Source organism: Aestuariibius violaceus (assembly GCF_040779325.2).
Lineage (GTDB): Bacteria > Pseudomonadota > Alphaproteobacteria > Rhodobacterales > Rhodobacteraceae > Aestuariibius > Aestuariibius violaceus.
In genome coordinates this window covers 17474-42486 of record NZ_JBFONT020000002.1, presented here as the reverse complement: position 1 = coordinate 42486, position 25013 = coordinate 17474, and the positions used below count along the sequence as shown (strand labels likewise).

At 59.4% G+C, this 25013-nt stretch carries 29 protein-coding genes and 1 pseudogene; 13 read left to right on the top strand and 17 right to left on the bottom strand.

The genetic code is table 11. The annotated features are described in order from the left end of the window. Positions 1-207 carry a hypothetical protein gene (locus AADZ90_RS07315; protein ID WP_367311879.1) on the top strand — a complete coding sequence of 69 codons (207 nt, stop codon included), beginning with the start codon at positions 1-3 and terminating at the stop codon, positions 205-207. 158 nt (positions 208-365) lie between these two features. Here AADZ90_RS07315 and yajC read toward each other — a convergent pair whose 3' ends face one another. The 6 genes from yajC to AADZ90_RS07285 form a co-directional block, all read right to left on the bottom strand. Further along, on the bottom strand, positions 366-650 hold the full coding sequence (gene yajC / locus AADZ90_RS07310) for a preprotein translocase subunit YajC (protein WP_367311880.1): 285 nt from the start codon (positions 648-650) through the stop codon (positions 366-368). Between the two features lie 412 nt (positions 651-1062). Continuing rightward, positions 1063-1392 (bottom strand): putative quinol monooxygenase, encoded by a 330-nt coding sequence (locus AADZ90_RS07305; RefSeq protein ID WP_367311881.1) that lies wholly within the window; start codon positions 1390-1392, stop codon positions 1063-1065. A 4-nt stretch (positions 1393-1396) separates the two neighbouring features. Further along, positions 1397-2038 (bottom strand): LysE family translocator, encoded by a 642-nt coding sequence (locus tag AADZ90_RS07300; RefSeq protein WP_367311882.1) that lies wholly within the window; start codon positions 2036-2038, stop codon positions 1397-1399. Positions 2039-2407: 369 nt separating this feature from the next. Next, positions 2408-2974 (bottom strand): TetR/AcrR family transcriptional regulator, encoded by a 567-nt coding sequence (locus tag AADZ90_RS07295; protein ID WP_367311883.1) that lies wholly within the window; start codon positions 2972-2974, stop codon positions 2408-2410. Between the two features lie 15 nt (positions 2975-2989). Then, entirely contained in the window at positions 2990-3625 is a 636-nt protein-coding gene (locus tag AADZ90_RS07290; RefSeq protein WP_367311884.1) for an alpha/beta fold hydrolase, read from the bottom strand. Positions 3626-4321: 696 nt separating this feature from the next. Continuing rightward, positions 4322-6829: a hypothetical protein gene (locus AADZ90_RS07285; RefSeq protein WP_367311885.1), complete on the bottom strand. Its 2508-nt coding sequence runs from the start codon at positions 6827-6829 to the stop codon at positions 4322-4324. Positions 6830-8030: 1201 nt separating this feature from the next. On the opposite strand from AADZ90_RS07285, the pseudogene AADZ90_RS07280 reads away from it, so the two are divergent. Further along, positions 8031-8180 (top strand): annotated as a pseudogene (locus tag AADZ90_RS07280) (transposase); the annotation flags it as partial. 222 nt (positions 8181-8402) lie between these two features. Here AADZ90_RS07280 and AADZ90_RS07275 read toward each other — a convergent pair. From AADZ90_RS07275 to AADZ90_RS07225, 11 genes are read right to left on the bottom strand one after another with little or no spacing between them, the layout of a single operon-like run. Further along, a complete protein-coding gene (locus tag AADZ90_RS07275; protein WP_367311886.1) occupies positions 8403-9452 on the bottom strand; it encodes an EscU/YscU/HrcU family type III secretion system export apparatus switch protein in 1050 nt (349 codons plus the stop codon). After that, the gene (sctT, locus tag AADZ90_RS07270) at positions 9449-10255 is read right to left on the bottom strand and encodes a type III secretion system export apparatus subunit SctT (protein WP_367311887.1); all 807 of its coding nucleotides are present in this window, start codon (positions 10253-10255) and stop codon (positions 9449-9451) included. The genes AADZ90_RS07275 and sctT overlap by 4 nt, the downstream gene beginning before the upstream one ends. A 6-nt stretch (positions 10256-10261) precedes the next feature. Further along, on the bottom strand, positions 10262-10531 hold the full coding sequence (locus AADZ90_RS07265; RefSeq protein ID WP_367311888.1) for an EscS/YscS/HrcS family type III secretion system export apparatus protein: 270 nt from the start codon (positions 10529-10531) through the stop codon (positions 10262-10264). A gap of 4 nt (positions 10532-10535) precedes the next feature. Beyond that, a complete protein-coding gene (gene sctR / locus AADZ90_RS07260; protein WP_367311889.1) occupies positions 10536-11198 on the bottom strand; it encodes a type III secretion system export apparatus subunit SctR in 663 nt (220 codons plus the stop codon). Continuing rightward, on the bottom strand, positions 11198-12190 hold the full coding sequence (gene sctQ, locus AADZ90_RS07255) for a type III secretion system cytoplasmic ring protein SctQ (RefSeq protein WP_367311890.1): 993 nt from the start codon (positions 12188-12190) through the stop codon (positions 11198-11200). Before sctQ ends, sctR begins: the two co-directional genes overlap by 1 nt. Beyond that, positions 12187-12684 carry a hypothetical protein gene (locus tag AADZ90_RS07250; protein WP_367311891.1) on the bottom strand — a complete coding sequence of 166 codons (498 nt, stop codon included), beginning with the start codon at positions 12682-12684 and terminating at the stop codon, positions 12187-12189. The genes sctQ and AADZ90_RS07250 overlap by 4 nt, the downstream gene beginning before the upstream one ends. Continuing rightward, positions 12681-13985, bottom strand: coding sequence for a FliI/YscN family ATPase (locus AADZ90_RS07245; RefSeq protein ID WP_367311892.1), 1305 nt, complete (start codon positions 13983-13985; stop codon positions 12681-12683). The genes AADZ90_RS07250 and AADZ90_RS07245 overlap by 4 nt, the downstream gene beginning before the upstream one ends. Continuing rightward, positions 13978-14586: a FliH/SctL family protein gene (locus AADZ90_RS07240; RefSeq protein ID WP_367311893.1), complete on the bottom strand. Its 609-nt coding sequence runs from the start codon at positions 14584-14586 to the stop codon at positions 13978-13980. The genes AADZ90_RS07245 and AADZ90_RS07240 overlap by 8 nt, the downstream gene beginning before the upstream one ends. After that, positions 14573-15133: a hypothetical protein gene (locus AADZ90_RS07235; RefSeq protein ID WP_367311894.1), complete on the bottom strand. Its 561-nt coding sequence runs from the start codon at positions 15131-15133 to the stop codon at positions 14573-14575. Before AADZ90_RS07235 ends, AADZ90_RS07240 begins: the two co-directional genes overlap by 14 nt. 4 nt (positions 15134-15137) lie before the next feature. After that, entirely contained in the window at positions 15138-15890 is a 753-nt protein-coding gene (gene sctJ / locus AADZ90_RS07230; RefSeq protein WP_367311895.1) for a type III secretion system inner membrane ring lipoprotein SctJ, read from the bottom strand. 28 nt (positions 15891-15918) lie between these two features. After that, positions 15919-16314: a hypothetical protein gene (locus AADZ90_RS07225; RefSeq protein WP_367311896.1), complete on the bottom strand. Its 396-nt coding sequence runs from the start codon at positions 16312-16314 to the stop codon at positions 15919-15921. A gap of 176 nt (positions 16315-16490) precedes the next feature. Between AADZ90_RS07225 and AADZ90_RS07220 the strand changes: the two genes are divergently transcribed. From AADZ90_RS07220 to AADZ90_RS07170, 11 genes are all read left to right on the top strand, one after another. Next, a complete protein-coding gene (locus AADZ90_RS07220) occupies positions 16491-17078 on the top strand; it encodes a hypothetical protein (protein ID WP_367311897.1) in 588 nt (195 codons plus the stop codon). 215 nt (positions 17079-17293) lie between these two features. Further along, positions 17294-17572 (top strand): hypothetical protein, encoded by a 279-nt coding sequence (locus AADZ90_RS07215; protein ID WP_367311898.1) that lies wholly within the window; start codon positions 17294-17296, stop codon positions 17570-17572. A gap of 39 nt (positions 17573-17611) precedes the next feature. Further along, positions 17612-18259: a hypothetical protein gene (locus AADZ90_RS07210; protein WP_367311899.1), complete on the top strand. Its 648-nt coding sequence runs from the start codon at positions 17612-17614 to the stop codon at positions 18257-18259. A gap of 102 nt (positions 18260-18361) precedes the next feature. Further along, positions 18362-18553, top strand: coding sequence for a hypothetical protein (locus tag AADZ90_RS07205; RefSeq protein WP_367311900.1), 192 nt, complete (start codon positions 18362-18364; stop codon positions 18551-18553). Positions 18554-18628: 75 nt separating this feature from the next. Then, the gene (locus tag AADZ90_RS07200; RefSeq protein WP_367311901.1) at positions 18629-19507 is read left to right on the top strand and encodes an FHA domain-containing protein; all 879 of its coding nucleotides are present in this window, start codon (positions 18629-18631) and stop codon (positions 19505-19507) included. Between the two features lie 181 nt (positions 19508-19688). Next, complete coding sequence (locus tag AADZ90_RS07195; protein WP_367311902.1) at positions 19689-19889, top strand: hypothetical protein; 201 nt, start codon at positions 19689-19691, stop codon at positions 19887-19889. Positions 19890-19908: 19 nt separating this feature from the next. Further along, on the top strand, positions 19909-20253 hold the full coding sequence (locus tag AADZ90_RS07190; RefSeq protein ID WP_367311903.1) for a tetratricopeptide repeat protein: 345 nt from the start codon (positions 19909-19911) through the stop codon (positions 20251-20253). Continuing rightward, positions 20253-22349: a type III secretion system export apparatus subunit SctV gene (sctV, locus tag AADZ90_RS07185; protein ID WP_367311904.1), complete on the top strand. Its 2097-nt coding sequence runs from the start codon at positions 20253-20255 to the stop codon at positions 22347-22349. The genes AADZ90_RS07190 and sctV overlap by 1 nt, the downstream gene beginning before the upstream one ends. Before the next feature lie 109 nt (positions 22350-22458). After that, positions 22459-22800 carry a pilus assembly protein N-terminal domain-containing protein gene (locus tag AADZ90_RS07180; RefSeq protein WP_367311905.1) on the top strand — a complete coding sequence of 114 codons (342 nt, stop codon included), beginning with the start codon at positions 22459-22461 and terminating at the stop codon, positions 22798-22800. A 6-nt stretch (positions 22801-22806) separates the two neighbouring features. Next, entirely contained in the window at positions 22807-23487 is a 681-nt protein-coding gene (locus tag AADZ90_RS07175) for a response regulator transcription factor (protein ID WP_367311906.1), read from the top strand. Next, positions 23468-24859, top strand: a complete 1392-nt coding sequence (locus AADZ90_RS07170; protein ID WP_367311907.1) for a sensor histidine kinase — start codon at positions 23468-23470, stop codon at positions 24857-24859. Before AADZ90_RS07175 ends, AADZ90_RS07170 begins: the two co-directional genes overlap by 20 nt. Positions 24860-25013: the final 154 nt, after the last annotated feature.

The following is a 25013-nucleotide window of genomic DNA, read 5'->3' as shown; positions in this document are numbered from 1 at the left end:
GTGCCGCATTGTGAGCAGGTCGACAAGATCGGGCATCACCTCGTCCAGCTCCGCGCCGGGGAGATCAACGCGCAGCGTCCCGCCGCCCGCGAACGAAACCGCATCGATGCAGCGATAGCACCGGTCAAGTCGCTCAAGACGCAGCTGAAGGCCATCGCGCAAAGCGGCGATCTCGTCACCCTGCGCAGCGTCCGGCGTCAGCGATAGCCGGACGCCCCCACACTTACTGACGGCCGCCGCCGCATTGAGCGGTACCGGGCAGGAAACCTCGAAGTTACAGCCAAGCGCGACCTGAGCGCTCACGCCGTCGGCACCCCAAGAAAGGAGAGCCGCCGCTCCAACGACGAGATGTCGCGCCCACCGCCTCACTTCTTGGCCGGTTCGGTCTTGTTCACCACCTGGGTGATCGTGCTTTTCACCACCCGAACCGTCACGCCCTGGGCGATCTCGACCTCGATCTCGCCCTCGTCCTTCACCTTCTGAACCTTGCCGATCAGCCCGCCCTGGGTGATCACCTGATCCCCCCGCCGGATCGCGTCGACCATCGCCTGATGATCCTTCTGGCGCTTCATCTGGGGCCGGATGATGAAGAAATAGAAGATCAGGATCAGCAGAAGCGGAAAGATCAGCTGCGCGCCACCACCTTGCATGAAGTACGTTCCCTTTTGTTGGCCCTGTCACCGGGCCCTTTTCCCGAACCGCCGGAGAGCCCCGGCGCAAAGTCGCGGCAACCTACGGACGCCCCCGGCGAATGGCAACCGACCAAAGGCCCTCTTTTCCCGCCTCCCGCGCCATATGGAACCGCCAGAGCACTTGCGCAACCGAACCCCATGGGAAACCAAGCACCGAATGTCGCAACGACAGCGTCACTGCGTCCTGCATCAACGCCATGGCCTAGCCCCAAGCGCCAGGCGAGCGCCAGACAGCCGGGCCGGTCTGGCGCTCGCCCGGGCAGCGGCGGTACCGCTTGTTCCGGGCGACCTGGCTAATTCTCTGATGTTCGGTTTGAGCCCAGAGTGATGGATGCAGCAATGTGGTGAATGTCGGCTTCGGAAAAATGCCTCATTCGACATAGGGAACAAAAGGAACCCGTTCCCGCACCTCAACTTTCGGCAACAACTCTTCAACAGCGCTTCGGAAATGCTCAGACTCGTTGTGCGCATCCCAACCGGCCGCATCTTTATAAAGCTCGTAAACAAAGAAGGCATTTGGATCGTTCGGTGATCGGTAGGGCATGAAGAACTTCACGCCTTCCTCAGCCATCGTCGGCGCGATCAGGCGTTCGAGAATGTCAGCAACCGCATCCGCTTCACCCTCTTTCGCAACGATAGTGATGGCGACCACAAAGCCCTCATTCAGGTTGGCGGCGGCAGGGTCAGGATATAGCGTCATGGGTTCAGCTCCTGCTGGTCAGAAGCCGCAATCCTGCGAGTGCGAAGAACGTGCCAAGGACACCTTGAATGATCCGGCGCGCTTTTCCGTAGATGCGCACCATGACAGGGGTTGAGAACGCGACGGCGTAGAGGAGGTGAATGACGATCGAGAGCGCGAACGTGCCCAACACAATCACTGCACCGACCCATAAAGGTGCGCCCTCTTGCAGCCCGAGCGAGATGATCGCAATCCAAGCGAGCGCCGCTTTGGGATTCGTCATCTGTATGATGTAGCCCCGCTGAAAATATCCGAACGGTGTGCGGCGTCCCCCGGCCAATTCTTTCGCTTCGATATCATGGCTGGAGGCTGCGGACTTGAACGACTTATAGGCTAACCAAAGCAGATAAATCCCGCCGAAAATCTTGATGAAGAGCAGTGCTGAGGCGTAAGTGGCCAAGATCGCCGAGAGGCCGAACACGGTAAGCAGTGCCCAGGTAAAGGAGCCAGTTGCGACCCCCATGGCCAGCGCCATTCCCGACGCACGATTGACACTCATTGAGGTGCCAATGACAGCCAGGATGTTCGGCCCCGGGCTGGCGATAGCGAGAAGAAAGGCCGAATAGGCCAGAAGAATACCAGGCAGATAGAGGGAGAGGTCTTGCATGGATTCGCCTTTCACTCAGCCAATTTGTTCACACTATGTTCCGTATATCCTGGTTTGGCAAATCAATTCGATTTTGCGGAAGTGGACATTGGACAGATTACAGGTGAGGTCCGCTCCATCCGCTCAGCCAACCTTGCCCCCCGCGACCGGGAGGCGCAGAAATGTGACAAACTCATCCTATTTTTCCGGAGGTTTCTGACCGGGCTATGTGGCTGATCTCATGTTGGCCGGAGTGCTGTGACAGAAACATCCGTTTGCGGCCATGTTTTTGAAGCAGGAGCGCATATGCGCTGATCAAGTGAAGAAGCTGTGTGCAGCCTGAAAACCGAAGTTCTGCTATTCGTCGCGAAACCACTGCTCGGAACTGACCTAAGGCGACACGCCACGGCCGATAATGGTTGCGATGCTGTGTGCCCAGCCCCTCGATACCGGTCTGCGTCGGATGAGAATGCGATGGAACACGGCACCCGCAAGCATCATCAGTACGGTGTCCAGCGGATGGGCTTCGGTATCCCATTCATCGCGCTGTCGGGCGCGTTGGATAACATCGGAGGCGACTTTGTCGGCTTCGGCCATCGGATGGGAGGCGACGTCGGAGACGAGATCGGCCGCCGCCTCGGACAGCGAGACAAGAGCCGGTGCCTTGCCCTGAGGCCTGCCGAGACGGCCCCCGATGATCTGGGCCAGCGCGGACAGATCCCCCACCAGAGATCCGGTGTCGATGATCCGTTCTTTGGTCGAGGTGAGCGTTCGCGCGATCGCGGCGGCCATCAGGGCGTCCTTGTCCGGCCAGCGCCGGTAGATCGAGGTCTTGTTGACCTCGGCCGCCGCCGCGACGCGGACAACGCTGAACCCTTCGGGGCCATGGCGTGCCAGTTCTTCGGTTGCGGCATCGAGGATCGCCGTCTCTATCGCATCGCCGCGCGCGACCCGCATCCCGTCTCATGCCACTCATATTGCCATCCGCACGAATGCTATGGATTCGCCTTGATGAACGCATCCACCATGTCGGCGATTTCCGCACCCCCTTCGTCCTGCAGGAAATGGCTGGTTTCCGGCAGACGTTGATGGGGTTGGCCTTGGGCGCCCGGTATCCATGAACGCCGCAAGCCGATCCGCGTGGTTCGTCAACGAATGATAGGCGGGATCGACAGGCTTGTCTGATGTGCCGAAACCCAGATGATCCATCGCGATCACGCGGTAGCCCCGATCCGCCAGCACCGGGATCATGAAGCGATAGAGGTAGGCCCCCGAAGGCTGGCCATGCCGCATGAGGAGGATCTCGCCATCCTCCGAACCGGCTTCGACATAGCCTTGCTGCAACCCGTCGATCGCGACAAACCGCGTCTCATAGAGCCAGTCGGGCAAACCCTCGAAGCAGGCGGTCCGCGTGCGGATGAAGGCCACGCCGTCAGGCGTGGTGCGCTCTTCCATCGGATCGAAACAGAGCGCCGGCAGGGCAACGCGCATCTCGGATCGATCCCACACCGAGGACAGAGCCAGAAAGGTCTGGTAGGCGTATATCCCGATACCGGACATCAGAATTGCGGCGATGCCGAGACAGGCAATCAGTGGTTTACGGCGCATCCTGCATATGCCCGAACGGCCCGGCGAAACCCGCCGTGCGGCCCGACATGGGGACTCAATCGAGATATTGCAGCAACAAGTTGCAATATGACGCCCGACGAAAAATGATCGCCCTCTGTCCTGCTGTCAGAGACCAGGCCGAGGTCATGCAAGCAATCCTCGCCGTTGCTGCCACGTAACACCGAAGAGATCGCGCCAGATTGTAGTGAGGAACCGCTTGCTTCAATCGGGGAGTCTCGGCGGAACCGACCGTTTTCGCCAGGCAAGTCTTGTCATAGGGGTTTTGTCCGTAAACGTCGTTCGGACAAAGTGGAGCTAATGGCTCTTCTGAGCCCACTTTATCGGATGCTGCGGCGTGCGCGAACGTCAGCTATGCTCTCTTATACATGATCGCATTGGCCAAGAATAAAAGCCATTCGTCCTTCCAGACGCCCGCCTCGTCACGATGGACAGTCGCAACCACATCATGCCGGGGAACGGACCGTCCTGGCCGGACCGCATGGATGAACTTTAGCGGTTCCTCCAGGAACGTACCTGAGCGGTCGGCGGGGAAGATTCCTGCAGATCGCCTAGATCCTCCGTCCCTGATCTGCACCGCGATTTTAGCGCTGGATGGAATCACGAGCCTTAACTTGATTTGCTTGCCTTCCTTGGCGTGGCGTCAACCAGAGCATCAATCGTTTGGGAAGCGCATATCTATGGAGAACCATCGATTTCTAGCGGGAGATCAGATCTATTCCGTTTTGCAATTCTGGAAAGCGCGTCCGTATCGAAACTCATAAGATCCAGTCGCGATCCGTAAAAGACGCGGCCCGTATTGTCCACGACAAGTGCATCGGATCTTTGAGCATTCAAATCAATACTTGAAAAATTAACATCCAGCCCTTTGTCTCTGATTGCATCGTGCGCTCTTAACGCGATCGTTCGGGCACCAGATACGATCGTAATCTCCACGCTGTCGCTTCCATTCGTGGCAAGATCAAGAAACTCCGAGATACTTGATTTCGGCGTAGCGATATCGATATGCGCCAGACCGACTTTCGTCACATTCCCGTCCGGATCTTTGCTTGTGGCGACCATGAGGAGACAAACGCTGGCGCCAAAGGTATAGAGCCCTTTTGATTGTCCCGCACTTGATATGAATTTCGCTTCGCCCTGGTTAACAGTCGCTGTTCGACGGCGCCCAAGCGGGTAGCTCTGCGCGCCATCGAGACTTTGCAGATCACCGCTCTGCATCTTTGCCAGTGCCTGTTCATCCTCTTTTTGTTTTTCAAGATTAATAGGCTGAATTGGCTCTCCGGTTACACGGTCAGTGCCGCCCTTCAACGCCGCATCGAAGACTTCGCGCGCCCGATCACTCGGGAGGGCTCGGCGAGATCGCTTTATCTGGCTTTCGACCAGTCCCAGCTCGCTTGCCGCTCGAACCATCTGGAGAGCATGGTCTACGGCCTGCTGTTCTGATGCCGACAGTTGCGCGTCCTCCGTAGGCCCCTCATCGCCAGGAGGGTCAGTGTTGATATGACGCGTTCCGCTATCGATCGGACCTCCGAACTTCTCGGCATGACGGAGCGCAGTGCCGTCCGGTGCTCTGGCCGGGTTCACCGGAGAAGACGCGAAGCCATTGGACTGACCTGGTTCATTGGTCGCGGGAGAGGCTTGCACTGCCTCCGTCAGGCGCTGCTCGATCAGCTTGTAGACATCTGGTGCCTGTTCTTTGAGATACACTGTGAATTCGGAGGTCATTCGGCCGGCGACACGGACGACATCGTCCAATGGGGCCGTCCGCAACCATTCTTCAACTGAGGCGACAAATCTGGGGTCCAGTCGATCAGGGTTGGACACATGATCTGATTTGGCGTTTTCGGTTGGTCCAGCACTACCGCCGTCGCTTGTCGTTGCTGCGGGTCCTGTACCGCCGGTATGTCCCGCAGGACCGGATCGCGGCACATGCGACAGCACGATGATGGCCGCCAGAACGTCGCCGTCCTTTGCCAGCCTATTCGCGGCATCCTTCAGATCGTGCTCGCGGCCCGGACGGATCAGCGGCGTCCTGTAGCGCTCATTGATCTCCTTGATTATCTTATCGGCCCTTTCGTGGGCCTCTCCAATCCGCTTGCCCGAGTTTTCCTGCTGCTCGATCACGGGTGGTGACGTCGCCGGTCTGATGGGCGTGCTGACGTCGGGACCGGATGTGCCCGGCCCGGCAAGCTCTTCGGACAGCATCGAGCTGGCGGTCGAGAAGACGTCTGCCTTGAGCAACTGGCCCTTGTTGATCGCATTCATCGACGCTGCGTTCAGCTCTTCGACGGCGGCGTGCGGATTAGCTTTGTGGCGAGCGATGATGTCATCCACCTGCTTTTTCGCGTCACGGCTATGGGCACGTATCTCCGCTTCCTGGCGGCGTTTGATGCTTGGCTCGGAATTTGGCCGGTGTCGGTCTTTCTGTTCAAATGCTGGGCTGGTATCGCCCTGGCTTACAATTCCTTGCGCCGCTGCCGCGTTATCCTTGCCGTCTGTCGGCGCCTGATTGGTGGGACGATCATGCCGCGCCTTGTCCTCGTTCTTTTCGCGTGTGCCAATATCGCCGCCCTGCTTGCCGGAGCGTTGGACGATCTCGCGCTGTGCCTCGTGTCCCGCGCTGCGTTTCGCCTCTATCCTGCTGTAGTTCGACTTGAAAACGTCCTTGAGTGTGTCTTGCAACGACTGGCGGTCGGGTGATGTGTCGCTCCGCCAGGCGACGATCGCCTCGCTCAATTGACCGGCCAGCTCGTTCTTCTCCGGCTCGGACCAGGACATGCGCGCTTTCCCCCATTCCGTCTTGAGATCGCCGACCGCACGCACCGCGTCCTGCACACCAAAGAAAGGCGCTGAGATGCGCGTGGGATCGGACATATTCTTCAATGCCTGGCCAACATGGGCTCCGACGTCGAAGAGGCGCGAGAAAAGGGCGTGCTTGATCATGTCCTGCAGCACGTCCTTGCTTGGCCCCAAGGGCGAAAGATCCCTTGTGGCGCCCACGCCAATGGGCGCCATCGGGGCGGGGGCGGTCGGCGGCGGCGCAGGCGGGGCGAGGACGGCCGCGCTTGCCAAAAAAACCTCCCGTTTCGGCTGGCGTGCTGCAACCGCCGGATTCTCGGCTCCGGCCCCCTCTAATTCCAACATGTTAAATCGCCCCTCGCTAATGGCTGCTGTTGCCAACATCATCGCGAGGTGATCTTACACTAACCTGACAAGAGACGAAGAGCCTCCATTAGAATACGGCCTCAGTCTTGCGGGGAACACTTATGTCCAAACCGCAAATCCACCTCTGACTAGGAACGCGTCGTCACTCTGTCTGAGAGAGTGATCGTCATTATTCAACATTACGTCCCCGGACAAGACGACTGGTCTGTGTTTTAGAGGGCGGTTTATCTGAAGACTTCCAAGCGTGGAATGCCAGATTCCGAAGCAATGCTCATCTATGGCTCGCCAAAAGTCTACCCGCCTATATTGCTTTACGTGTCCTTTCAGAGAGGTGGAGTCCGGGTTGAAAGGTGGTCGAAATTGGTGGCGCAGGAGAAATCATCGAATGGTTTTTAGGTGAACATATCGATACATCTCCACTGAACCGATCATGCTCGAAGAACCGGCTGGCATATTGAATTCTATGATGGCTAGGTCCTAAAACAGCATTCAAACAGATCACCGAAGACAAAGATTTTCAAGAAGACCGAAAGAGCAGATCTCCGAAGCCAATATCAAAACGACGGCTTCCTCCAGCGTCGCGTAGCTTCAACCAGCCGCAGGTTTGCGCTCGCCACAAATGGCTCGTTTGACGAGCTGCTCGCAGCATCTGAAATATGAGTGAACGGCGGGTTTGAGCCGCTTCTGTTCTCTAATCTGTCAATGCGCTCTCACTGGGCTTCCTTCGTTTTTGCGTCTGAGGCTGCCTTTGCTCTCTTCGAACTCCGTGGTTCATGATGGGGTTGGCTGGGTGTGTGTGTCGGCAAGGTGGAAACCGCAATCGTGCCGTAGTTCTGACCGTTGCGACAGAATCGTCGCCGTGTCTCACGCCCTCTCTCGGACGCTGTCCGGGATGGGAGTTCTGCTTCAGGAATCCTCACGTTTTTTTTGTAATCGTTGCCATGCGACCTGGAATTCAGTTCCGTCATGCATCATCGCATGAAGGATGATGGCGAGGCGTCTGGCCAACCCTGCTCTGGCCTTTCTCATAGTTGAGCGTGCGTTGATTGCCTGGGCCCATGCCTTCATCTCGGGCGGCCCCGCATATCGCATACCTGAAGTCGCTGTCGACGTTCTGGTCAACCTGAGCAACCAGATGGCCGCTCTGCACCTGCGCATCCTTCGGTATGAGAAACGCATGCGGCTCGAGGGGCGCAAAGATCCGCGTGTCATGTTGCTGAGGGTCCTGCCGGGGATCGGGCCGATCACCGCGTCAGCCATCGTCGCAACCGCAGGTGATGGACACCAGTTCCGGAATGGGAGGCAGTTCGCGGCATGGCTGGGTCTGACGTCCCTGAACCAATCAAGCAGTGGCAAGGAGCGTCTTGCCTCAACCACGGCCGAAGCGCTCGACATCGCAGTCGAAGCTCTAGAGCTGTGGGGCGAAGCGTAAAGAGAGCGGAGCGCGGTCCGACCTTGCCCCCCTTGAGTAAGCCGCTCTTCCACTCAGGGTGGCTGCATTTGAAGGGGCAAGGTCAAGACGATCTGATTTATGCGGGAAACCGGAGATACGTGAATGACAGCCGCCAATTGGGACTTACGAAAAGGGTTACGACTACCTCTGATGGATACGGATCATCTGGAGAGCCCCTGCGACACCTTCGAAGTGTCTTTTCTTGATAGGCTGACCAAGACCGCCCCCGTTTAGAAGACTTCTTGCAAGCCCTTCATCGTGATGAAGGGCAACGCCCAGTCTATTTGAGACCCGCAGAAGCTCGGCCGCCTTCGTATTCTGCGCCTTCGCCATGAAAAGAGGGACTGACGTCTCGCCCTGCACAAAGCGCAATGCGACAGCAGCAACGCCACCATAGATGACCAGTGTTGCTCGCTCGATCGACGGTCTGCCCGGTGGAGCGTTCGACATCTCCTGCCGGAGCCTTCGTTGTGCCGACTTGATTTCGGGGCTGCCGTCCTGGTCCTTCCGCTCCTGCTTGACATCGGTTTTGCTCATCTTCTGGTCCTTCAGAAAGAGCCAGGATTGAAGCGGAATATCCGCAGCTCCAATCACCAGATAGATGAGTGCGGCCGACGTCATTGAGAGAATCGTAATCGTGCGCAACACGCCATCAAAACAGCCAAACCCGCAGTAGGGTACGTGAACGAGTGAGGGGACGATCTGCAAGACGATCAGCCAAAGAACTCCTCCGATCGAGGCGAGCTTGAAGAGCGACTTCCCAAATTCTATCAGTGATCGGACCCCGAATAACCGGCCTAAACCCTTTATCGGGTCCAGGTTTTCCAGCTTCGGAGAAAGGGCCTCGGTCGAAAAGACAAATCCCTTCTTTGTCAGGATATTGACGAGGATGGTCATCGCAACGACGGAAAGCAGCAGCGGCATGACGATGCCAACCGCATCCGCCGCGAGGTCGGTCAACCGCTGCTTTGCCACTTCGTCGAAAGGTCGCCCGATCTGGTCCATCGTCTCCGTAATGCCTGCCGACAGGGTCGTTTGGATCCCTCGCATCTGAGCGTAGAGCACCCCCGCTGCAGCAATAAAGACAACCGCATTCGTGAAGTCCCTGTAGGTTGCCACCTGCCCTTTCTTTCGGGCATCGCGCAGCTTCTTATCGGTTGGCGGGAGGTTCTTTTCCTCGCTTGAACTCATTCTGGCGCAAGAAGCCGAAGCTCCTCCTCCCAGATCCTGTGGGGCGGGATCGTCTCCAGAATGTAGCCCAGCAGGAACTGGCTGTAGGCCACGATGAAAACGGTGAACAGGATGTTCTTCAGAAGCGGCGCCAAAACGTGCGGTGCCATCTGAGGTGCCAGCTTCGACATCGCCATCACTGAAAGGTCGCTCAGCAAGAACAACGCGACGACCGGCGTGGCCGTCAGAAGCGCAGTGAACATCACTGCTTGCAAAACTTCGATGACGATTGCCCATGCACCCGGCTCCGGACTGGGCCAGAAAGTTGCCAGCGGCCAGAACGCGTAGGAGCCGTAGTGGACGGCGAGCATCTGCTGAAGGCCCCCACTGGTGACGAAGATCGCAATCGCCGTAAAGCCGAGAAATGCCGCCATGACCGACGCTTGCGATCCGGTGCTGGGATCATCGAGTCCGCCAGCCGCTATGTCCCGCTGAGTATCGATGATCTCTCCTACGGCCTGTGCCGCCCAGAACGGAATACCCAGAACCAGGCCGAAAAGCGCACCGACGGCCACCTCCTTTGCGACGAGAAACGGATAGAGCGTCGCCGACAGATCAAGCGCTGCAATCTCTTCACTCAATCCGCCCACCATGGGTAAGGCCACCCCTACGGCGATACCGCTTTTGATGAGCTGGCCCATCTGCACCCGACGGAAGACGGGAAAGATGGTCATCAGCCCGATCATCCGCGCCGATCCCACCACGCATTCCTTCAACAGCGCATAGAAAAGGTCGCTCAGGTCTATGAGGGCGGGAATATCCATCGGCTATCAGGGCACCATGCCGGGGAAGCCCGCAAACAGCGCCTCGGTGTAGCGTATGAGAGGATAAAGAAGCGTGCCCGACATCGTCGCAAAGACACCGATGACCACAAACAGCTTTATGGTCTGCGGCAGTGTCTGATCCTGGATCTGGGTCGCTGCCTGAAGGATCCCCACGATGAGGCCTGCGGCAAGAGCGGCGGCAAGCGGGGGCAGAACGATGGTCATGAATATGCCAAGCGCGTCGGCCACTGTGACAAGGATATCGGCGTTTTCCATTCCGCTACCCTCCGGCCGTGTAGGTCAGCAGAAGACCGTGCAGAAGCCGCGACCAACCATCGACAGCGACGAAGAGAAACAGCTTGCAGGGGGTCGAGATCAGCGTCGGCGTCACCATGGACATGCCCATCGCCATGAGGATCGTTGTAACGATCAGATCGATCGTCACGAAAGGCAGGTAAAGCAGAAACCCGATCTCGAAAGCGCGGCGCAGTTCGGTGATCAGAAAAGAGGGGATGAGAACCGGCAGATCGGTCTCGCTGGCCGCGGCAGACTGAGTGTCCGGCCAGACCTGTATAGTCGCGTCGACAAAGAACCGACGCTGCTCTTCCGGCGTCATGGCGACCAGAAAATCCTTGATTGGCGCCTTCCCGCGGTCGAAGGCCGCCATGAAGTCATCGAGTCGGCTAAAGTCGCTTTCGACAGCCATGACCGCATCGAACGCGCCTGTCATCACCGGGGCAGCTATAAAAGCCGTCAGCGCCAGTGAGATCGCATAAAGGACGATGTTGGGTGGCGCCTGTTGAACTCCGATCGCGTTGCGGACGATGAAAAGAACGACGGCGATCTTGATGAACGACGTCGCCGTGACGACGAAGAAGGTGATCAGGCCCAGGCCGACGGTGACGGCCAGTATCGATAGAAGCTCCGGCGAGGCGTCGGACATCAGACTGGCTTTCCAAGGATCTGCACACCCAACCGCTCACCAACCTGCACAAGCTCACCGGTCGCAATGGGGCGACCTGCGACAAGTACCCGGACGCGCGCGATCGGATTGTCGAGGGGGATGACGTGACCCGGCCCAACCTCGCTCAGGGCATCCAGGCTCAGCGTCAGACGGGCAAGCTCGATCCTGACGTCGAGGGTTAGCTCCGCCAGAGGGTCGGCGCCTCCGGCCGAGTTATCTGCCGCACAATCAGAGGTGTCAGAGTCAAGATTCATTCCAGGCTCGATCTCGGGAGCAGTGGTCATGGGCTTTGGTTCCTCTTCCAGGATGGCCTGGCCGTCGCGGAGTGCGACCATGGCCGTAAGATTGTTACCGAGCTGCAGCGTGGCGTGGCTCAGGCTGATCTGTGGGTCGTCCGGCAACAGGATATCTCCGGGCCGTAGCGCCTGGATTTGCCCAACTGCCAAGCGTGCGCTGCCGCTCTGAATCGACAGCGGCACGAGCAGGTCGGGCTGCATCCGGCGCTGCGGCTGATAAAGGCGCACAAGAAGCTCCGCCGCCCTTTGATCCAACCAAAGCGGCGATATCAGCCTGCCGAAGCTCAGGACTAGTCCAGTCTCAACAAAACGGGGGACCGCGGGCGCTCTGGCAAAGCTGATCGGCTGGCCGAGCCGATCTTCGAGCTTCGTCAGCCCCGCATCGAACACGACATCGAGCGCAAAGGATCCTTCCGCCTGTGTCTCCAGCGTTCCGAGAACAGCCTTCAGAAGGCTTTCTCTAACTCTTACAGCCAGCACATCCTGTCCCAAGCGAAGTCCAAGAACCGTGCTTCTCAGATGGCTGACTTGCGGGCTGGAATCGATGTCGACCGTGAGCATCTGCCCGGCAAAAGTGCCAAGTACCAAGCCACCTCGAGCAATCAGCGCATTGCGCAAATACAGGTCGCCGGCAGGCAGGCGCCGCGGGCGAAAGGGGCGGAGATCGCTCTTCATGATACGCCTCCCAGCGCGGACAAAACGAAAAGATCGGTCGTCTCGTCCTCGGTTGATCGCGCCTCCCGATTTGCCTGTTCGGCAAGGCGCTGCGCCAGCAGGCAGTCGGCGACGGTCCGCAACTTGTCCATATTCCGTAGGACGGTGCGAAGATCAGCTGCGGCGGTTTCCACCGCGGCATGGGCCGTCCTCAACCCGTCACTTGCATGATCGAGCTCCTGCCGCCGGTGGGCAGTCACAGCCTCAAGCGCCTCCATCTGTCGTTCATGCAGTTCGAGATCCGCCGCAGTGATGCGCTGGCCCGGTAGAGTGCGATACGCATCGCCCTTCCTGTCGAACTCGGCCCGGATCGCGACCTCAAGTTCGAGGCGGGCGTCTTGTGACCGCTTTGCCGCTTCTGCAGCGCGCGCTCTGGCCTGCGCCAGGCCAAGGGACGCGCGGCTCTCGCGATGCTTGCGCAGACGCAGAAGAAGATGGGTGTGGGCGGGGGTCACGACGCGATCTCCGCAAGTTGGACGACACTGTCGTCAAATCGCTCCCATTCGTCTGTCCCTTGTCTGAGGAAGGCACCGATCGCCTCATGTGCAGCAAGCGCCGCGTCAGCTCGTGGATCGGCACCCGCTTGATATTCGCCGACCTTCACCAGAAGCTCGACATCGGCGTAGGCCGCGATGAGATCCCGCACACGTCCCGCAGCGTCCCGATGCGCCGCATCGACGACCGCGTTCATCACCCGGCTCTTGCTACGTAGGACGTCGATCGCCGGATAGTGGTTCTGGGACGCAAGCTTGGCCGAGAGAACAAGATGGCCGTCCAGAATACCTCGGGTCTCATCCGCGATCGGATCGTCTGTTCCGTCACCTTCCACCAGAACGGTATAAAAGGCGGTGATCGACCCGGTGATCCCCGTTCCGGCACGCTCAAGCAACCCGGGAAGCATGGTGAAGACCGAAATCGGAAAGCCCCGGCGTGTTGGCATCTCGCCTGCCGCCAGCCCGATCTCGCGCTGCGCTCGCGCGAACCGGGTCAGGCTGTCCATCAGCAGAAGGACGCGCTTGCCCTGATCGCGGAAGTGTTCCGCGATACGGGTTGCCGCAAACGCTGCCGCAACCCGCTCGCCCGCGGGACGGTCGGAGGTCGCAGCAACGACGACGCTTTTCGCCATCGCCTCGGCACCCAGGTGATCTTCGACGAACTCGCGAACTTCCCGGCCGCGTTCGCCGATCATTCCGATCACACAGACATCCGCGACGCATCCTTTCACGATCGCCGACATCAGCGTCGACTTGCCGTCGCCGGCCTCGCCATAGATACCGATCCGCTGCCCTTCACCGCAGGTCAGCAGACCGTCGATCGAGCGGATACCGCAGGCAAACGGCTTGCGGATGATGGCGCGCGCCAGCGGGTCGGGTGCGTCATTGTCGATGGACAGCATCGGCCCGGAAAGACTTGCGCCCCCATCGAGCGGAGCACCGTCACCATCGACCACGCGGCCAAGCAGAGCATCGGACAGGGGAATCGCTGCAAAGCTGCTGGTCGGGATGACCTCGGTTCGCAGTGACAGCCCCCGAACGGCGCCGCGCGGAGACAGAATTGCGGTTTCATCGGCGAGCCCGACAATCTCTGCCAGAAGGCCAGTGTCGGCTCCCGGTTCGCGCAAGGAGCAGATCTCGCCGATGCGGCCCGAAGGGATGGATGCCTTCAGGGTCGAACCTCTGATCTCGACGATCCGGCCGACGGGCCGACGCAGCTGCGCCGTTTCGATTTTTTTACGCAGGCGGGCGAGCTCAGACATCGCAGCTCTCCTTTGCCAAGAGGGCAGCAAGGGTCTGAAGTTGCCGCTGCGGCGTTACGTCAACGATACCGGCTGGAGTACGCAATTCGCATCTGCCGGACTCCAGCTTCGCATCGACCTCGAACCTGACATCGGCTTCGCTGCTCTCGACCAGCGCTTCGATACAGGCCCGCATGACAGACGGCGTAGCCGCAGGCATGGCGACGACGACGCGGCCGGCATCCCTGTGCTCCCGGATCGCGACGGTCACCGCGCCCGTCAATGAGACGGTATCGGGCAGATCTCCGACGACCTTCCGGGCGATGTCGAGGGCCAGGGACGCCGTCGTGGATCTCGCCTGCTCTGCACTCTCGCGAAACTGCGATAGCACTTCGGCTATCGTCGCACGCGCCTCGGCGAGCCCGGCATCGTACCCCTCTGCCCAGCCGTCCCTCCGGGCCTTGCGAAAGGCGAAACGTGCTGCCTTCGTCCAGCGCTCCGCCTCATCCGCTGCCCGCGCACTCAACTCGGCCGCGTGCGTGCAAAGCGCCAGTTCCTCAGCCGTCAAAATGATCGGCGGCGGGTCAAGGGCGAGGCGTTTGGGTAATTCATATCGTCGCATGGACAGCCTCAATCGCTTGGGGGAGCAGGGTGGGGCTTGCATCAGGAGCACGATCCCCTGGGAGGACGGGATCGAGGGCAAGATCCAGAAGTGCCTGCTCCCCCGCGGTTATTCCGGCGAACCAGGACGCAAAAAGCGCGCGTCCGTCCGCCAAGATATCCTTCGCCGCCGGCGTGGTCTGACGACGTGCAGAGTTTTCAGCCTCCATCGTCAGGGCAAATCCATAGGCATCCGCCCCGATTTCCGCCTTCAGCGCAGCGACGACGTGTTTGCGGATTAGGCGGCGCAGTGCCGGCGCATGGGCGGCCGCACCGGCATAGCTCGTCACGTCGTGGAGCCGGTGCGGTCCGACCTCGATCAGCTGCGCGACCGGCGCGGTCAGGCAGGTCAGTTCGATCCCGTCCGCAATTCCTTCTGCAATGATCCTGCGGAGCCGCTCAGACTGCGCCACCCGCGGCCAGAGATCCGTCAGCCCGGGGACTCCAAGCCGCTCGGGATCAAGCGCGTGTACGATATCCGCCAGCTGCAATGTTTCAGATGCCGTCATCGTACTACTCGGCCGGTGTTGTCAGGAAGCTGCCGTCATGGCCCGTCCGGCCGCGGCGCCAGAGAAAAGCCCCACCGCCGATGAGCAGTCCCAAAACAAGCACGAGAGCTGCACCCAGCCCTGCCGCCTCGACCGCACTCAGCGCGGTCGGGGCGACCGGCAGCGCCGCATGCGTGACGATCTGCGCAGGCACGAGCACGACTGTGACCTTGTCGTAGGTCAGCCCCTCGATGCTGTTGGCGACCAAAAGCTTGATCTGAGGGACCAGGGGCTGGAGCTCGACGGACGCGTCATGGCGCACGAAAACCGAAGCCGACGACGGTGTCTTGTCCTGCGAAAGCCTGTCCGAAGTCGGCAGCACCACATGCGTCCGTGCCGAGAGAACGCCATCAATATCGGAAATCGTCCGCGACAGCTCCTCTGACATCGCAAAGACGAACCGGGCCCGTTCCTCCATCGGCGAAACCACGAACCCATCGCCCTGAAAGACATCTCCAAGAGTTGCATAATGCCGCTTCGGATAGCCCTGCTCACGCAGAAGCTCGACCGCATCGGCAAAGCGCTTGTCATCGACCAGAACGGTGATCTGACCGCCCTTCATGACCTGCCGGTCCGCGTCGATGTTGTGGCGGAGCAGGACGGAGATGATCTCGTTCGCCTCCTGCTCATCCAGATCGCTGTAGAGCTCCGATTTGCAACCAGCTACGGCAAGGACCGTGACCAGCAATGCCAACCGGGCCAGATGTCTGGTCCGCATGTCGATACTCTCCAATAAAGCGCCAGCGCTAAGCGGTCGTGAGAAGTTTGTTGAAAGAGCTGGCGGATTGGTGCGCCACATTGCTGATCAGCGTCATGTTGGTGGCATTGGCATAGCTCGCCTCCATAATTCGCAAGGAGTCATCGATGAGCGAGAACCGGTCGATCGGCTTAGCCTCGAGTGGTCCAGAAGCAGGACCATCGGGCAAGCGGCTGATGGTTTCTACTGAGGGTCCTTCGGCCGGGATTTTCCTGTCAGTCAGAGCCCGATGCATGTTGAGCGACTTATCGAGATGAGTGGCAGCCGCATCGAAAAACTGTCCAGACTCAGGCTGTCGCTGATACCCGGCAACGTCGAACTGAACGATATTCGTCGCCGCGCCGATATCGCTCTCCAATCCAATGGCAGTGCTATTGAGTTCCATGTCACTTCTCCCGCTTCGGGCTTCATTTAGCCGGTTGAGAGAATGAAATAGATTTTCAAGCTTACGCTTACCTTACGAGTTTCCGAACTCTTAAGGTCAGTTGTGCAAGGCAATCTGACGGCCTATCGTAGAGCGCGAATCAGAAGATATGCACATCCTCTTCCCACAGGTGAAACATGATCAGATGGACGCTGAACGGCCTTTCAGGACTTGCCGCCTGCATCGCGATCGCAACACCGCTCTATGCTGACAATTTACCTGCCAATGAGGATCTCGAATTTTACACGATTATCGATCAGGATCTAGAATCGGTCCTCTTTGATTTTGGCGAGATTCTTGATGTTCCAGTGGATGTCGATGAAGACTTGACAGGTAGGGTGAGGCGGGTAGCAGGCGAATTCACACCAAGTGAATTTCTCTATCACTTATCAATAACCCATGAATTCAGCTGGTACTTTGACGGGCAAGTCTTGCATGTCACGCCAGTGAACGACGATCGAACGATTCTCCTTCAGCTAAACGACGTGGAAATCGACACTCTCCAAACGACACTGGACGAGCTCGGTATAGCTGACACCCGCTATCCGATTATTGCGGCAAGCGATCAAGGGCTGGCGCGTGTCTCAGGCCCGCCGCGGTACATCGAACTTGTCCAAGAGACGTTCCAGGCCATGACCGGCTCTGGGACCGCACCCAGACCGCCCCGACGCCTCATGGTCATACAGGGTGATGAAACCGAGATCATTCCCGGCGGAAAGCGCTGATTCGCAGCATCACTCAGCTCGTGTCCGATCTGCGAGATTCACTCCATTTCTATCTAATTTCAAAATCTTAAACCAGACGCCAATCTTGTCAGGTTTCGGAAAGGTCACGGTCTCATCTTCCGTCGAGTGAGGCCGCAATCAAGTTCGCGTGCCCCGCGGAAACTCAACTCAAGGGCGTGTCCAGAATAGCGCCTGAAACACAGAAGGAGACATAGATGGCCTTTCTCGACATCAAGCTTGACAAAATAGATATTGGCCAAGCGGTGAACGATACGCTCGCCTTTGCAAGTGATCTCACAGAATTCGCTGCTGACGGTTTGCAGCTTGCCGGAACACTTACTGGCAATCCGCAGATGACCGGATTGGGAAATGCAATCGATCTTGCTGCAAGCAAATTTGCGGACCTAACCGGAGTCGGCTCGACCTCCTCCTCGCCCGACGCGCTTTCGCTAACTGAACAGATGCTCAGTCTAGGGCGTGATATCTCGGGATAATTTGAGCGAAGCAAAGGAAGACTTCCACGGAGAAAGAGAATGCCAAACGACATAACACTCTCACCGACAATAAACTACTATGCAGCCGGTTCGAGGAACACCTTCGAATTTGACGATGCTCGAAATGCAAGCAGTTCTCGAAGCTTCAGCTGTGGGTTTGAGAGGCCCAGTGCTTCATCAAGCGAGTGCGGATTCGGAAAATCGAACCCTTCTGAAAAGACGTCTCTGGCTGAAAAGATCAGCGATCTCTTTATCGAGATGGTGCGGGATCGTCTTGAAGATTCCATTGGGGGTGATCAAAAAAATCCTCTACAAAAAACATACGACTGCGCAGCCCACGAGATCCCGGTCAAAGGGACCGAGACGGACACCGCAATGGCTGATATCGAAGGATCTTTCGCCAGGCTTGAGCTTGAAGCTCGGGACGGCGGAAAATCAGATCTCTCCATCTTCAAAGTGACTTTGAACTCTGACGATGAAGCGACGTCAAACTCGGATAGTGTTTCCGACGAATCCGCCTCATCACTGCCGCTATCTGATTGGTTTCAAAGCCCTGAATCCAAATGGCGACAGGCGATGGACCAGATGCTGAGAAACACAATCCTGGCTAACGGCCCATCGGACACCGATGAGCAAGCAGATGCAGCACCGCTGGAACTCTCTGGGTTTCACCTGAAGGCCGGCTGATGCTGTCAAAGAGCGCTGCCCAGGGAATAGGACAATCCTTTCAGGGCACCGCACAACCTCGCGATCTTGAACAAGATGGCAACTCAACCATAGGAGAATAAAATGACTGCAGTAAGTAGCTCGGGCAATGGCGCAAATTCTGCCAACGACGTCGACCAAAGCGCCGTCGATCAGTCTTTCAACTCGATGATGGACAACTATTCTTGGTCGACTGCAGAGCAACTGAACTTCAACGCGCATTACACTGTTGCAAAGCTGGCAAATGACTTGGCCAAGAAAACCGGCGTCAATTGACGCAGCCAAGCGGGCGCGGTGGCGATCACCGCGCCCATCTCAACCAAATAAGTATGCCGAGCGAAAGGCAACACCATGGCCTGCGAAGTGCACGTGAAGTCAGGATGTCATTCAGGGGCCCAAAGCCCAATTCCCGAAGGGGAAACGGTGTTCGGCCTTGATCAGGACTGCGACGTCATCCTGGCCGATGACGGTGTCGCCGACAGACACATGACCATCCAGAGAAAGCGCAAGCGGATGACCGTGACTGCGCTGGAAGCCGGGGTCGATGTCGTGGGAAAAGGCACCATTCCCGCCGGTCATCGTGTCTCGCTGAAGGCCCCCGCGGACCTGCGGCTCGGCGATGTCGAACTCCACCTGACCGCCCCCGAACCTCGGGCCAAGCTGCCAAGCTTCACCGCCGCAGCGCTGGCACTGGCCAGTGTTCCCTGCGCTGTCGCCGCGCTCACGCTGATGCCGGAAACCGGCGACGGTCCGGGCGCTGCCGATGGCACCCCGATCGCCCAAATCCTCCGCGGCGATGCGCCTGCCGCGGCAGGGCCCGTCCGCCCTGCCCTGACCGACGATCCCCTCACGGCCGAAACCGCCCTGCGCGAGAAGGTGTCTGGCAGCGGCCTCGATCGCATCGACGTCAACCATGACGGCGAGGTGTTGATGGCGCGGGGCACCCTGCCGGATGCCCAAATGGCTGACTGGCAGGCCATCGAACGCTGGTTCGACGGCGCCTTCGGGGATGTCGCTCTGATTTCCGACATCCGGTCCGCCCCTGTGGAAGAACTGGCCGGTCCTCCCTCGATCCAATCCGCATGGCACAGCGGCCGCCCGTTCATCACCGTCGACGACGCCCGGTACCACGAAGGCAGCACGCTGCCCAACGGCTGGACCCTGACATCCATCGGCATCGAGGCCGCCAACTTCGAACACGACGGGCAGCGGATCGAAATCCGCTACTGACTCTTCCGGACCTTGGGGAAAAGACATGCAACCGATCAAGGCCACATCACCGGTCCCGGCAACTCCGCCAGGGCAGATCAGCCGAACCAGTCGTCATCGCGAAAGTCAGAGAGAGGGCCCGCTACCAGTATCGGGCATAAGGCCCGACCCCTTTCCGCGGCTACGCGGGCTGTTGCGCCTCGTGCTCGACTTTATTGCGCCGCCCAAGGCACTCAACCCGACGCTCAACGCGCCCGAGATCCAGCGAGAGCTTCGTGCCATCGTAAGGGTACTCGAAGCGTCCGAAGACCGGACCGACCGGTTGGCGGCCCGAGCTATCCGACGCGAGCTTGACAAGATGTCCATCCTTGAACGGCAGCTCTGCTCGGTACTGAAAGTGTGATGCGATGACACGACGTCAGATGGATATTCTCGTGCTCCTGGCGCAGATCTACATTCGCATCGATCGGACGCGCCACGCGCTGTTGCTGCTCCACCCCGTCTTGAACGTCCGCCCAGATCATGGGCCGGCGGTCAAGCTGGCTGCAGAAGGGCTAAGCCGCCTTGGCCGTCACGATGATGCGGCCGCTCTCTTCAGCAGGCTTCCTGAACGGTCGGATAGCGGCAGCAGACCCCTTCGTCTGTTGTATGTCCGGCTTCTGGCCCGGGCCGGCCGCCGCGACGAAGCTCGTCAGTTGCTGGAAGCGGCGGCATCTGGGGCCGTCGTTGAAGAGACGCAGACCACCTTTTCGGAAGAAGCAGCCTGATGAAACTGACTGTCCCCACCCGCCTCATGACCGCGCTGGCAGCCAGCAAGGATCTCAGCATCGGTGTCCTGCTGGTCGTGACCATCACGCTGATGATCCTGCCGATGCCGACACCACTGGTCGACACGTTGATCGGCTTCAACTTCGGGATCGCCGTCCTGATGCTCATGACGGCAATCTACCTTGGCTCGGCACTGGAATTGTCGAGCCTTCCGGGCATCATCCTGATCTCGACCATCTTCCGGCTCGCCCTCTCTGTCACCACGACGCGGCTGATCCTGTCTCAAGGCGATGCCGGGGCGATCGTCGACACCTTCGGAGCCTTCGTGATCGCGGGCAACGTTGTGGTGGGCATGGTGGTGTTCTTCATCGTCACCATCGTCCAGTTCATCGTGATCGCCAAGGGATCGGAGCGGATTGCAGAGGTCGGCGCACGCTTCACGCTTGATGCGCTGCCGGGCAAGCAAATGAGCATCGACGCCGAGATGCGTAATGGCGATATCGACCACGCCGAGGCGATGCGGCGCCGCAAACTCCTCGAGCGGGAAAGCCAGTTCTATGGCGCGATGGACGGCGCGATGAAGTTCGTGAAAGGCGATGCCATCGCGGGCTTGATTATCATCAGCGTCAACCTGATAGGCGGGCTGACGATCGGTATGCTCCAGCATGGGATGAGCCTTGGCGATGCTGCGCTGAAATACTCGCTTCTAACAGTCGGTGACGCCCTGATCTCCCAGATCCCGGCCCTTCTCATCTCCATCACCGCAGCAACCATCGTGACGCGTGTTCAGGGGGACGCCCGGCGCAATCTGGGGGCCGACATCATCACTCAGCTTGTCGCCGACCGCCGCGCGATGCGAATGGCGGCGGTGACGGTTTTCGGAATGGGGCTACTGCCAGGTTTTCCGACGCTGATCCTCTTTGCTCTCGCAGGGATCTTCGCCGTCGGAAGCATTTTCCTCAGTCCCCGCGCAGAAAACGCCACCGCTCCAGACGATGGCGCAGAGGCTGGAGTGGATGCGAAAGACGCAATCGTTCACGATTTGCCTGAAAGCGCGCCCGTCATACTCACTCTGTCCCACAACCTCGCGGCGGTTATGCCACGCGACACATTGGTCGCCCCTATTGGTGTTATCCGTTCCCAAGTTACCCAGACCGTCGGCTTGCCCTGCCCTGCCATAACAATGCGGCTCGACGAAACGCTTGAGGAGGATGCATTCCAAATCCTCATCGACGATGTGCCCGTCTCGTGGGACGCGGTCTCACCCGATCAAATCTATGCCGATGACAGCCCGGAATTCATCGATCTGATGGATCTGACCAATGAGCCGGTAACGGCATCCGACGGTCGCAGCTTCCGCGCATTCCACGCAGATCATGCGGGCGCACTCGAAGCCGCAGGCCTTTCCTTCCTGACCCCCAAAGACCGCATTCTGGACGCCATCGAGGACACGATCGTAAAGAATTTTGCGTCCTTCATCGGCATTCAGGAAACTCAAACCATGCTATCCGAACTCGAAGGCGACTACGGCGCCCTGGTTGCCGAAGTCGTACGCTCAAGTTCGGTACAGAACATTTCCGATATCCTGCGCCGCCTGGTCCAGGAACTGGTCTTTCCGACCAACAAGCGGCTTTTCCTCGAGGCGCTCGCGGAATGGGTCACGCCCGACCAGCCCGCGGCGCTGCTGACCGAATACATCCGCGTCTCGCTCAGCCGCCAGATCTGCCACCGGATCGCCGATGCAAACCGCGTCGTCACCGCGATAATCCTCGAACGCGACACCGAGGCGATGCTGCGCGACTGCCTGCGCGAGACCAATGTCGGCACCTTCCTCGTGCTCGATGAAGAGCAGTCAGACGCGCTGATCTCGAAGGTGCAGTCACAGCTGGCAGAGACCAGACCCGAGGGTCTGACCCTGGTCCTGATGAGCGCGATGGACGTCCGACGCCACCTCAAGACCTTCCTCACCCGCAACCGGATTGCCATCGACGTCCTGTCGTTTCAGGAATTGGCCGACGGCTTCACCGTCGTCCCTGTTTCGACCCTTCTGATCGATCTGCCTCAGCGCACGGAACCGGACGCGGAGGCCGCATGAAATGCCGTATTTGCTGGAAAAATCCCCCTGCGATAAATGTTATGCAGGAAGCGAGTCCAGCGTATCCCGTATCCGAGTTCATGGTTTTCATCACTCAAGGGAGAGCTTTATGAGATACGCCCTGAAACCACTACTGATTGCACTGCTATCCGTCGCCCCGGTGATCTCTGTCGCCGACGAAATGCAGTTCGGCGCGATATCGATCATCGAATCGGAAGGCGAGCTCATTCACCTGGACGAGCCGGCCGCCACGCTTTTCGTTGCAGATCCCACAATCGCAAGCGTGCAGGTCATTTCGAACAGGACCGTCTTCGTTCTCGCGCATGAGGTGGGCAAAACAACGCTCTTCGCGCTCGACGAGCAGGAAGAGGTCATGTTCGAGCGGGAAGTCGTTGTTCAGAAGTCGCTTCAGCACCTCCAGCGCGACCTTTCCAGCGAAACCGGCGGATAAAACCGGATGCGTGTCCTGCTCCTCGAAGATAACCCGAAAAGCGCCGATATGTTCGGCTCCCATCTGCGCCGCATCGGCTTTGCGGTCGATCTCGTCACCACACTGGATGAAGCGGGCGACGCCGTCGAAACGGCCGCATACGACCTCCTGCTACTGGATCGTCAGGTGCCGGACGGGGACAGCAAGGTCTGGCTCAGCGCGCGCCGCCGTGGCGGGATGGCGACCCCCGCCCTCTTCATGACCGTGCGCGACAAGATCGAGGACCGGATCGAAGGTCTCGACGCAGGGGCAGACGATTACTTGCCGAAACCTGTTTCGCCGGATGAGTTGGAGGCGCGGATCCGCGCCATCCTCCGCCGCCCCGCGGCCCTCCTGCCGACCAAGCTGGTCACCGGCAACGTCGCCTTCGATCCCGTCCATCGAGAGACCGCCGTCGCTGAGCAGCCGATACAGCTCTCTCGCCGGGAAGGCTGCATGCTGGAACACCTGATGCGCCGCACCGGGCGGGTGGTTCAGAAGCAGTCCCTGGAAGAAAGCCTCTATGGCCATGGCGAAGAGGTGACGCCCAATTCGATCGAGGTCTGCATCTGCCGGCTGCGCAAGAGCCTGATATCGGCCGGTGCAACGGCCGAGATCCATACCGTCCGAGGCGTTGGATATCTGATCCGTGAACGCAAACTCAATTAGGGTTCAGCTCAGTCTGCGCTTCGTGCTGCTGGCGCTTCTCGGGATCGCCGCAGCCTCCTACATGGCCGTGCGCCAGATCGCCCATATCGACGATCTGGTGCAGGAAGTGGCTCTGGGCCATCAGGCCCAGGACCTGGCAGATGCGCTCGTTCTGACCGATGACGGTAGCCTGACGCTCGACCTACCCGAAAAACTGCTCCGGCTCTACGAGATGGAGCATTCGGGCGCGATCTTCGCCATCCGGAACGCGCGGGGGGACCTCCTCTTTGTCGATGGCGACAACGCGCTCGAGGTCCTTCAGCCCGGATTTACCTTTCCGGAGTTCTTCGACTTCTTCCAGGCGGTCGACATGTCCCCGACCGAGGCGCGCGGCCTCGATCCGACACGCTTCGGCCTGACCGAGCGCTTTTCGACCCGCGGCGGAGACGTCTTCATCACCGTCGCACAGCACAAGGTCACCGACGACTTCCTGAACCGGGCGGTTGCGATCGAGCTTATGGACGAAGCCGTCATGGTCGGGCTTCCCTTCCTCGCCGTCTTTATCCTGCTCGGCGTCGGATTGGTGAGATACAGCACCACGGGCCTGACCTACCTGTCCGGAAAAGCGCGCGAGATCGGCCCGCAAAGTCTGCGCGCACGGTTGCCCGTCCATGCGGCACCCGCCGAAATCGCTCCGCTCGCCGAGGCGTTCAACGATGCAATCGACCGGGTGGCCGAAGGCTACGAGGCGCAAAAGCGCTTCACCATCGATGCGGCCCACCAGCTGAAAACGCCGCTGGCCGTCCTGCGGGCGCGGCTCCAGTCGATCCCCGCCTTCGAAGGCCGCGCGCTTGTCGAGGACGATCTGGACCATATGGATCGGCTTGTCCGCCAGCTTCTGACCAGCGCCCGGCTGAGCGCGTTCGAGCTCGATCCGTCCTCGCGGATGGACCTGTCGGAACTCGCAACCGAGGTCGCCACCTCTCTCGCGCCGCTGGCCATCGACCAGGGCTGCGAACTGGAGCTGGTCGAGGCGACATCGCCCGTCATCGTGGCGGGAGAGGCGCATCTGGCGGTCGAGGCCCTGCACAACCTGGTCGAAAACGCGATCGCCCATACCGCGCCCGGCACGACCGTCAGGATACGGATCCACCCGCCTTCGACCATGGAAGTCATGGATCGCGGGCCTGGCGTTCCCGGTTCGGAAAAGAAGCACATCTTCATGCCCTTCGGGCAGGGCCGGACGCCAACACCGAACGGAACCGGCATGGGGCTCGCGATCGTGCGGCAGATCATGCAGGTCCATGGTGGAACCGTCGACGTGGCCGATCGCGAGGGGGGCGGTGCCGTCTTCTCCCTCCACTTCTCTACCAACGAGAAGCCCCTCCTCTAAAACCGAGCCGCTCGAGGCCCCGCCCATGCGACGGGATCTGGCTCCCCCGATCCTTCCTCGGGGGAAGCCTCTCTGCGAAGATCTGAAGCCGGCATCGTAAGGCTGAAGCAAGGCTATTTCGGCAAGACATTTATAGGAAAACAAAGGAGACAGG

Excerpts from the sequence above, each read along its gene's own strand:
- AADZ90_RS07290 (WP_367311884.1), bottom strand. The coding sequence starts at position 3,625 with ATGCGCCGTAAACCACTGATTGCCTGTCTCGGCATCGCCGCAATTCTG.
- AADZ90_RS07240 (WP_367311893.1), bottom strand. The coding sequence starts at position 14,586 with ATGCGACGATATGAATTACCCAAACGCCTCGCCCTTGACCCGCCGCCG.
- AADZ90_RS07180 (WP_367311905.1), top strand. The coding sequence starts at position 22,459 with ATGAGATACGCCCTGAAACCACTACTGATTGCACTGCTATCCGTCGCC.
- sctR (WP_367311889.1), bottom strand. The coding sequence starts at position 11,198 with ATGTCCGACGCCTCGCCGGAGCTTCTATCGATACTGGCCGTCACCGTC.
- yajC (WP_367311880.1), bottom strand. The coding sequence starts at position 650 with ATGCAAGGTGGTGGCGCGCAGCTGATCTTTCCGCTTCTGCTGATCCTG.
- AADZ90_RS07245 (WP_367311892.1), bottom strand. The coding sequence starts at position 13,985 with ATGTCTGAGCTCGCCCGCCTGCGTAAAAAAATCGAAACGGCGCAGCTG.
- AADZ90_RS07235 (WP_367311894.1), bottom strand. The coding sequence starts at position 15,133 with ATGACGGCATCTGAAACATTGCAGCTGGCGGATATCGTACACGCGCTT.
- AADZ90_RS07210 (WP_367311899.1), top strand. The coding sequence starts at position 17,612 with ATGCCAAACGACATAACACTCTCACCGACAATAAACTACTATGCAGCC.
- sctV (WP_367311904.1), top strand. The coding sequence starts at position 20,253 with ATGAAACTGACTGTCCCCACCCGCCTCATGACCGCGCTGGCAGCCAGC.
- AADZ90_RS07190 (WP_367311903.1), top strand. The coding sequence starts at position 19,909 with ATGGATATTCTCGTGCTCCTGGCGCAGATCTACATTCGCATCGATCGG.
- AADZ90_RS07295 (WP_367311883.1), bottom strand. The coding sequence starts at position 2,974 with ATGCGGGTCGCGCGCGGCGATGCGATAGAGACGGCGATCCTCGATGCC.
- AADZ90_RS07300 (WP_367311882.1), bottom strand. The coding sequence starts at position 2,038 with ATGCAAGACCTCTCCCTCTATCTGCCTGGTATTCTTCTGGCCTATTCG.
- AADZ90_RS07200 (WP_367311901.1), top strand. The coding sequence starts at position 18,629 with ATGGCCTGCGAAGTGCACGTGAAGTCAGGATGTCATTCAGGGGCCCAA.
- AADZ90_RS07265 (WP_367311888.1), bottom strand. The coding sequence starts at position 10,531 with ATGGAAAACGCCGATATCCTTGTCACAGTGGCCGACGCGCTTGGCATA.
- sctJ (WP_367311895.1), bottom strand. The coding sequence starts at position 15,890 with ATGCGGACCAGACATCTGGCCCGGTTGGCATTGCTGGTCACGGTCCTT.
- AADZ90_RS07285 (WP_367311885.1), bottom strand. The coding sequence starts at position 6,829 with ATGATGTTGGCAACAGCAGCCATTAGCGAGGGGCGATTTAACATGTTG.
- sctT (WP_367311887.1), bottom strand. The coding sequence starts at position 10,255 with ATGGATATTCCCGCCCTCATAGACCTGAGCGACCTTTTCTATGCGCTG.
- AADZ90_RS07220 (WP_367311897.1), top strand. The coding sequence starts at position 16,491 with ATGATCAGATGGACGCTGAACGGCCTTTCAGGACTTGCCGCCTGCATC.
- AADZ90_RS07205 (WP_367311900.1), top strand. The coding sequence starts at position 18,362 with ATGACTGCAGTAAGTAGCTCGGGCAATGGCGCAAATTCTGCCAACGAC.
- AADZ90_RS07305 (WP_367311881.1), bottom strand. The coding sequence starts at position 1,392 with ATGACGCTATATCCTGACCCTGCCGCCGCCAACCTGAATGAGGGCTTT.
- AADZ90_RS07225 (WP_367311896.1), bottom strand. The coding sequence starts at position 16,314 with ATGGAACTCAATAGCACTGCCATTGGATTGGAGAGCGATATCGGCGCG.
- AADZ90_RS07175 (WP_367311906.1), top strand. The coding sequence starts at position 22,807 with ATGCGTGTCCTGCTCCTCGAAGATAACCCGAAAAGCGCCGATATGTTC.
- sctQ (WP_367311890.1), bottom strand. The coding sequence starts at position 12,190 with ATGAAGAGCGATCTCCGCCCCTTTCGCCCGCGGCGCCTGCCTGCCGGC.
- AADZ90_RS07215 (WP_367311898.1), top strand. The coding sequence starts at position 17,294 with ATGGCCTTTCTCGACATCAAGCTTGACAAAATAGATATTGGCCAAGCG.
- AADZ90_RS07275 (WP_367311886.1), bottom strand. The coding sequence starts at position 9,452 with ATGAGTTCAAGCGAGGAAAAGAACCTCCCGCCAACCGATAAGAAGCTG.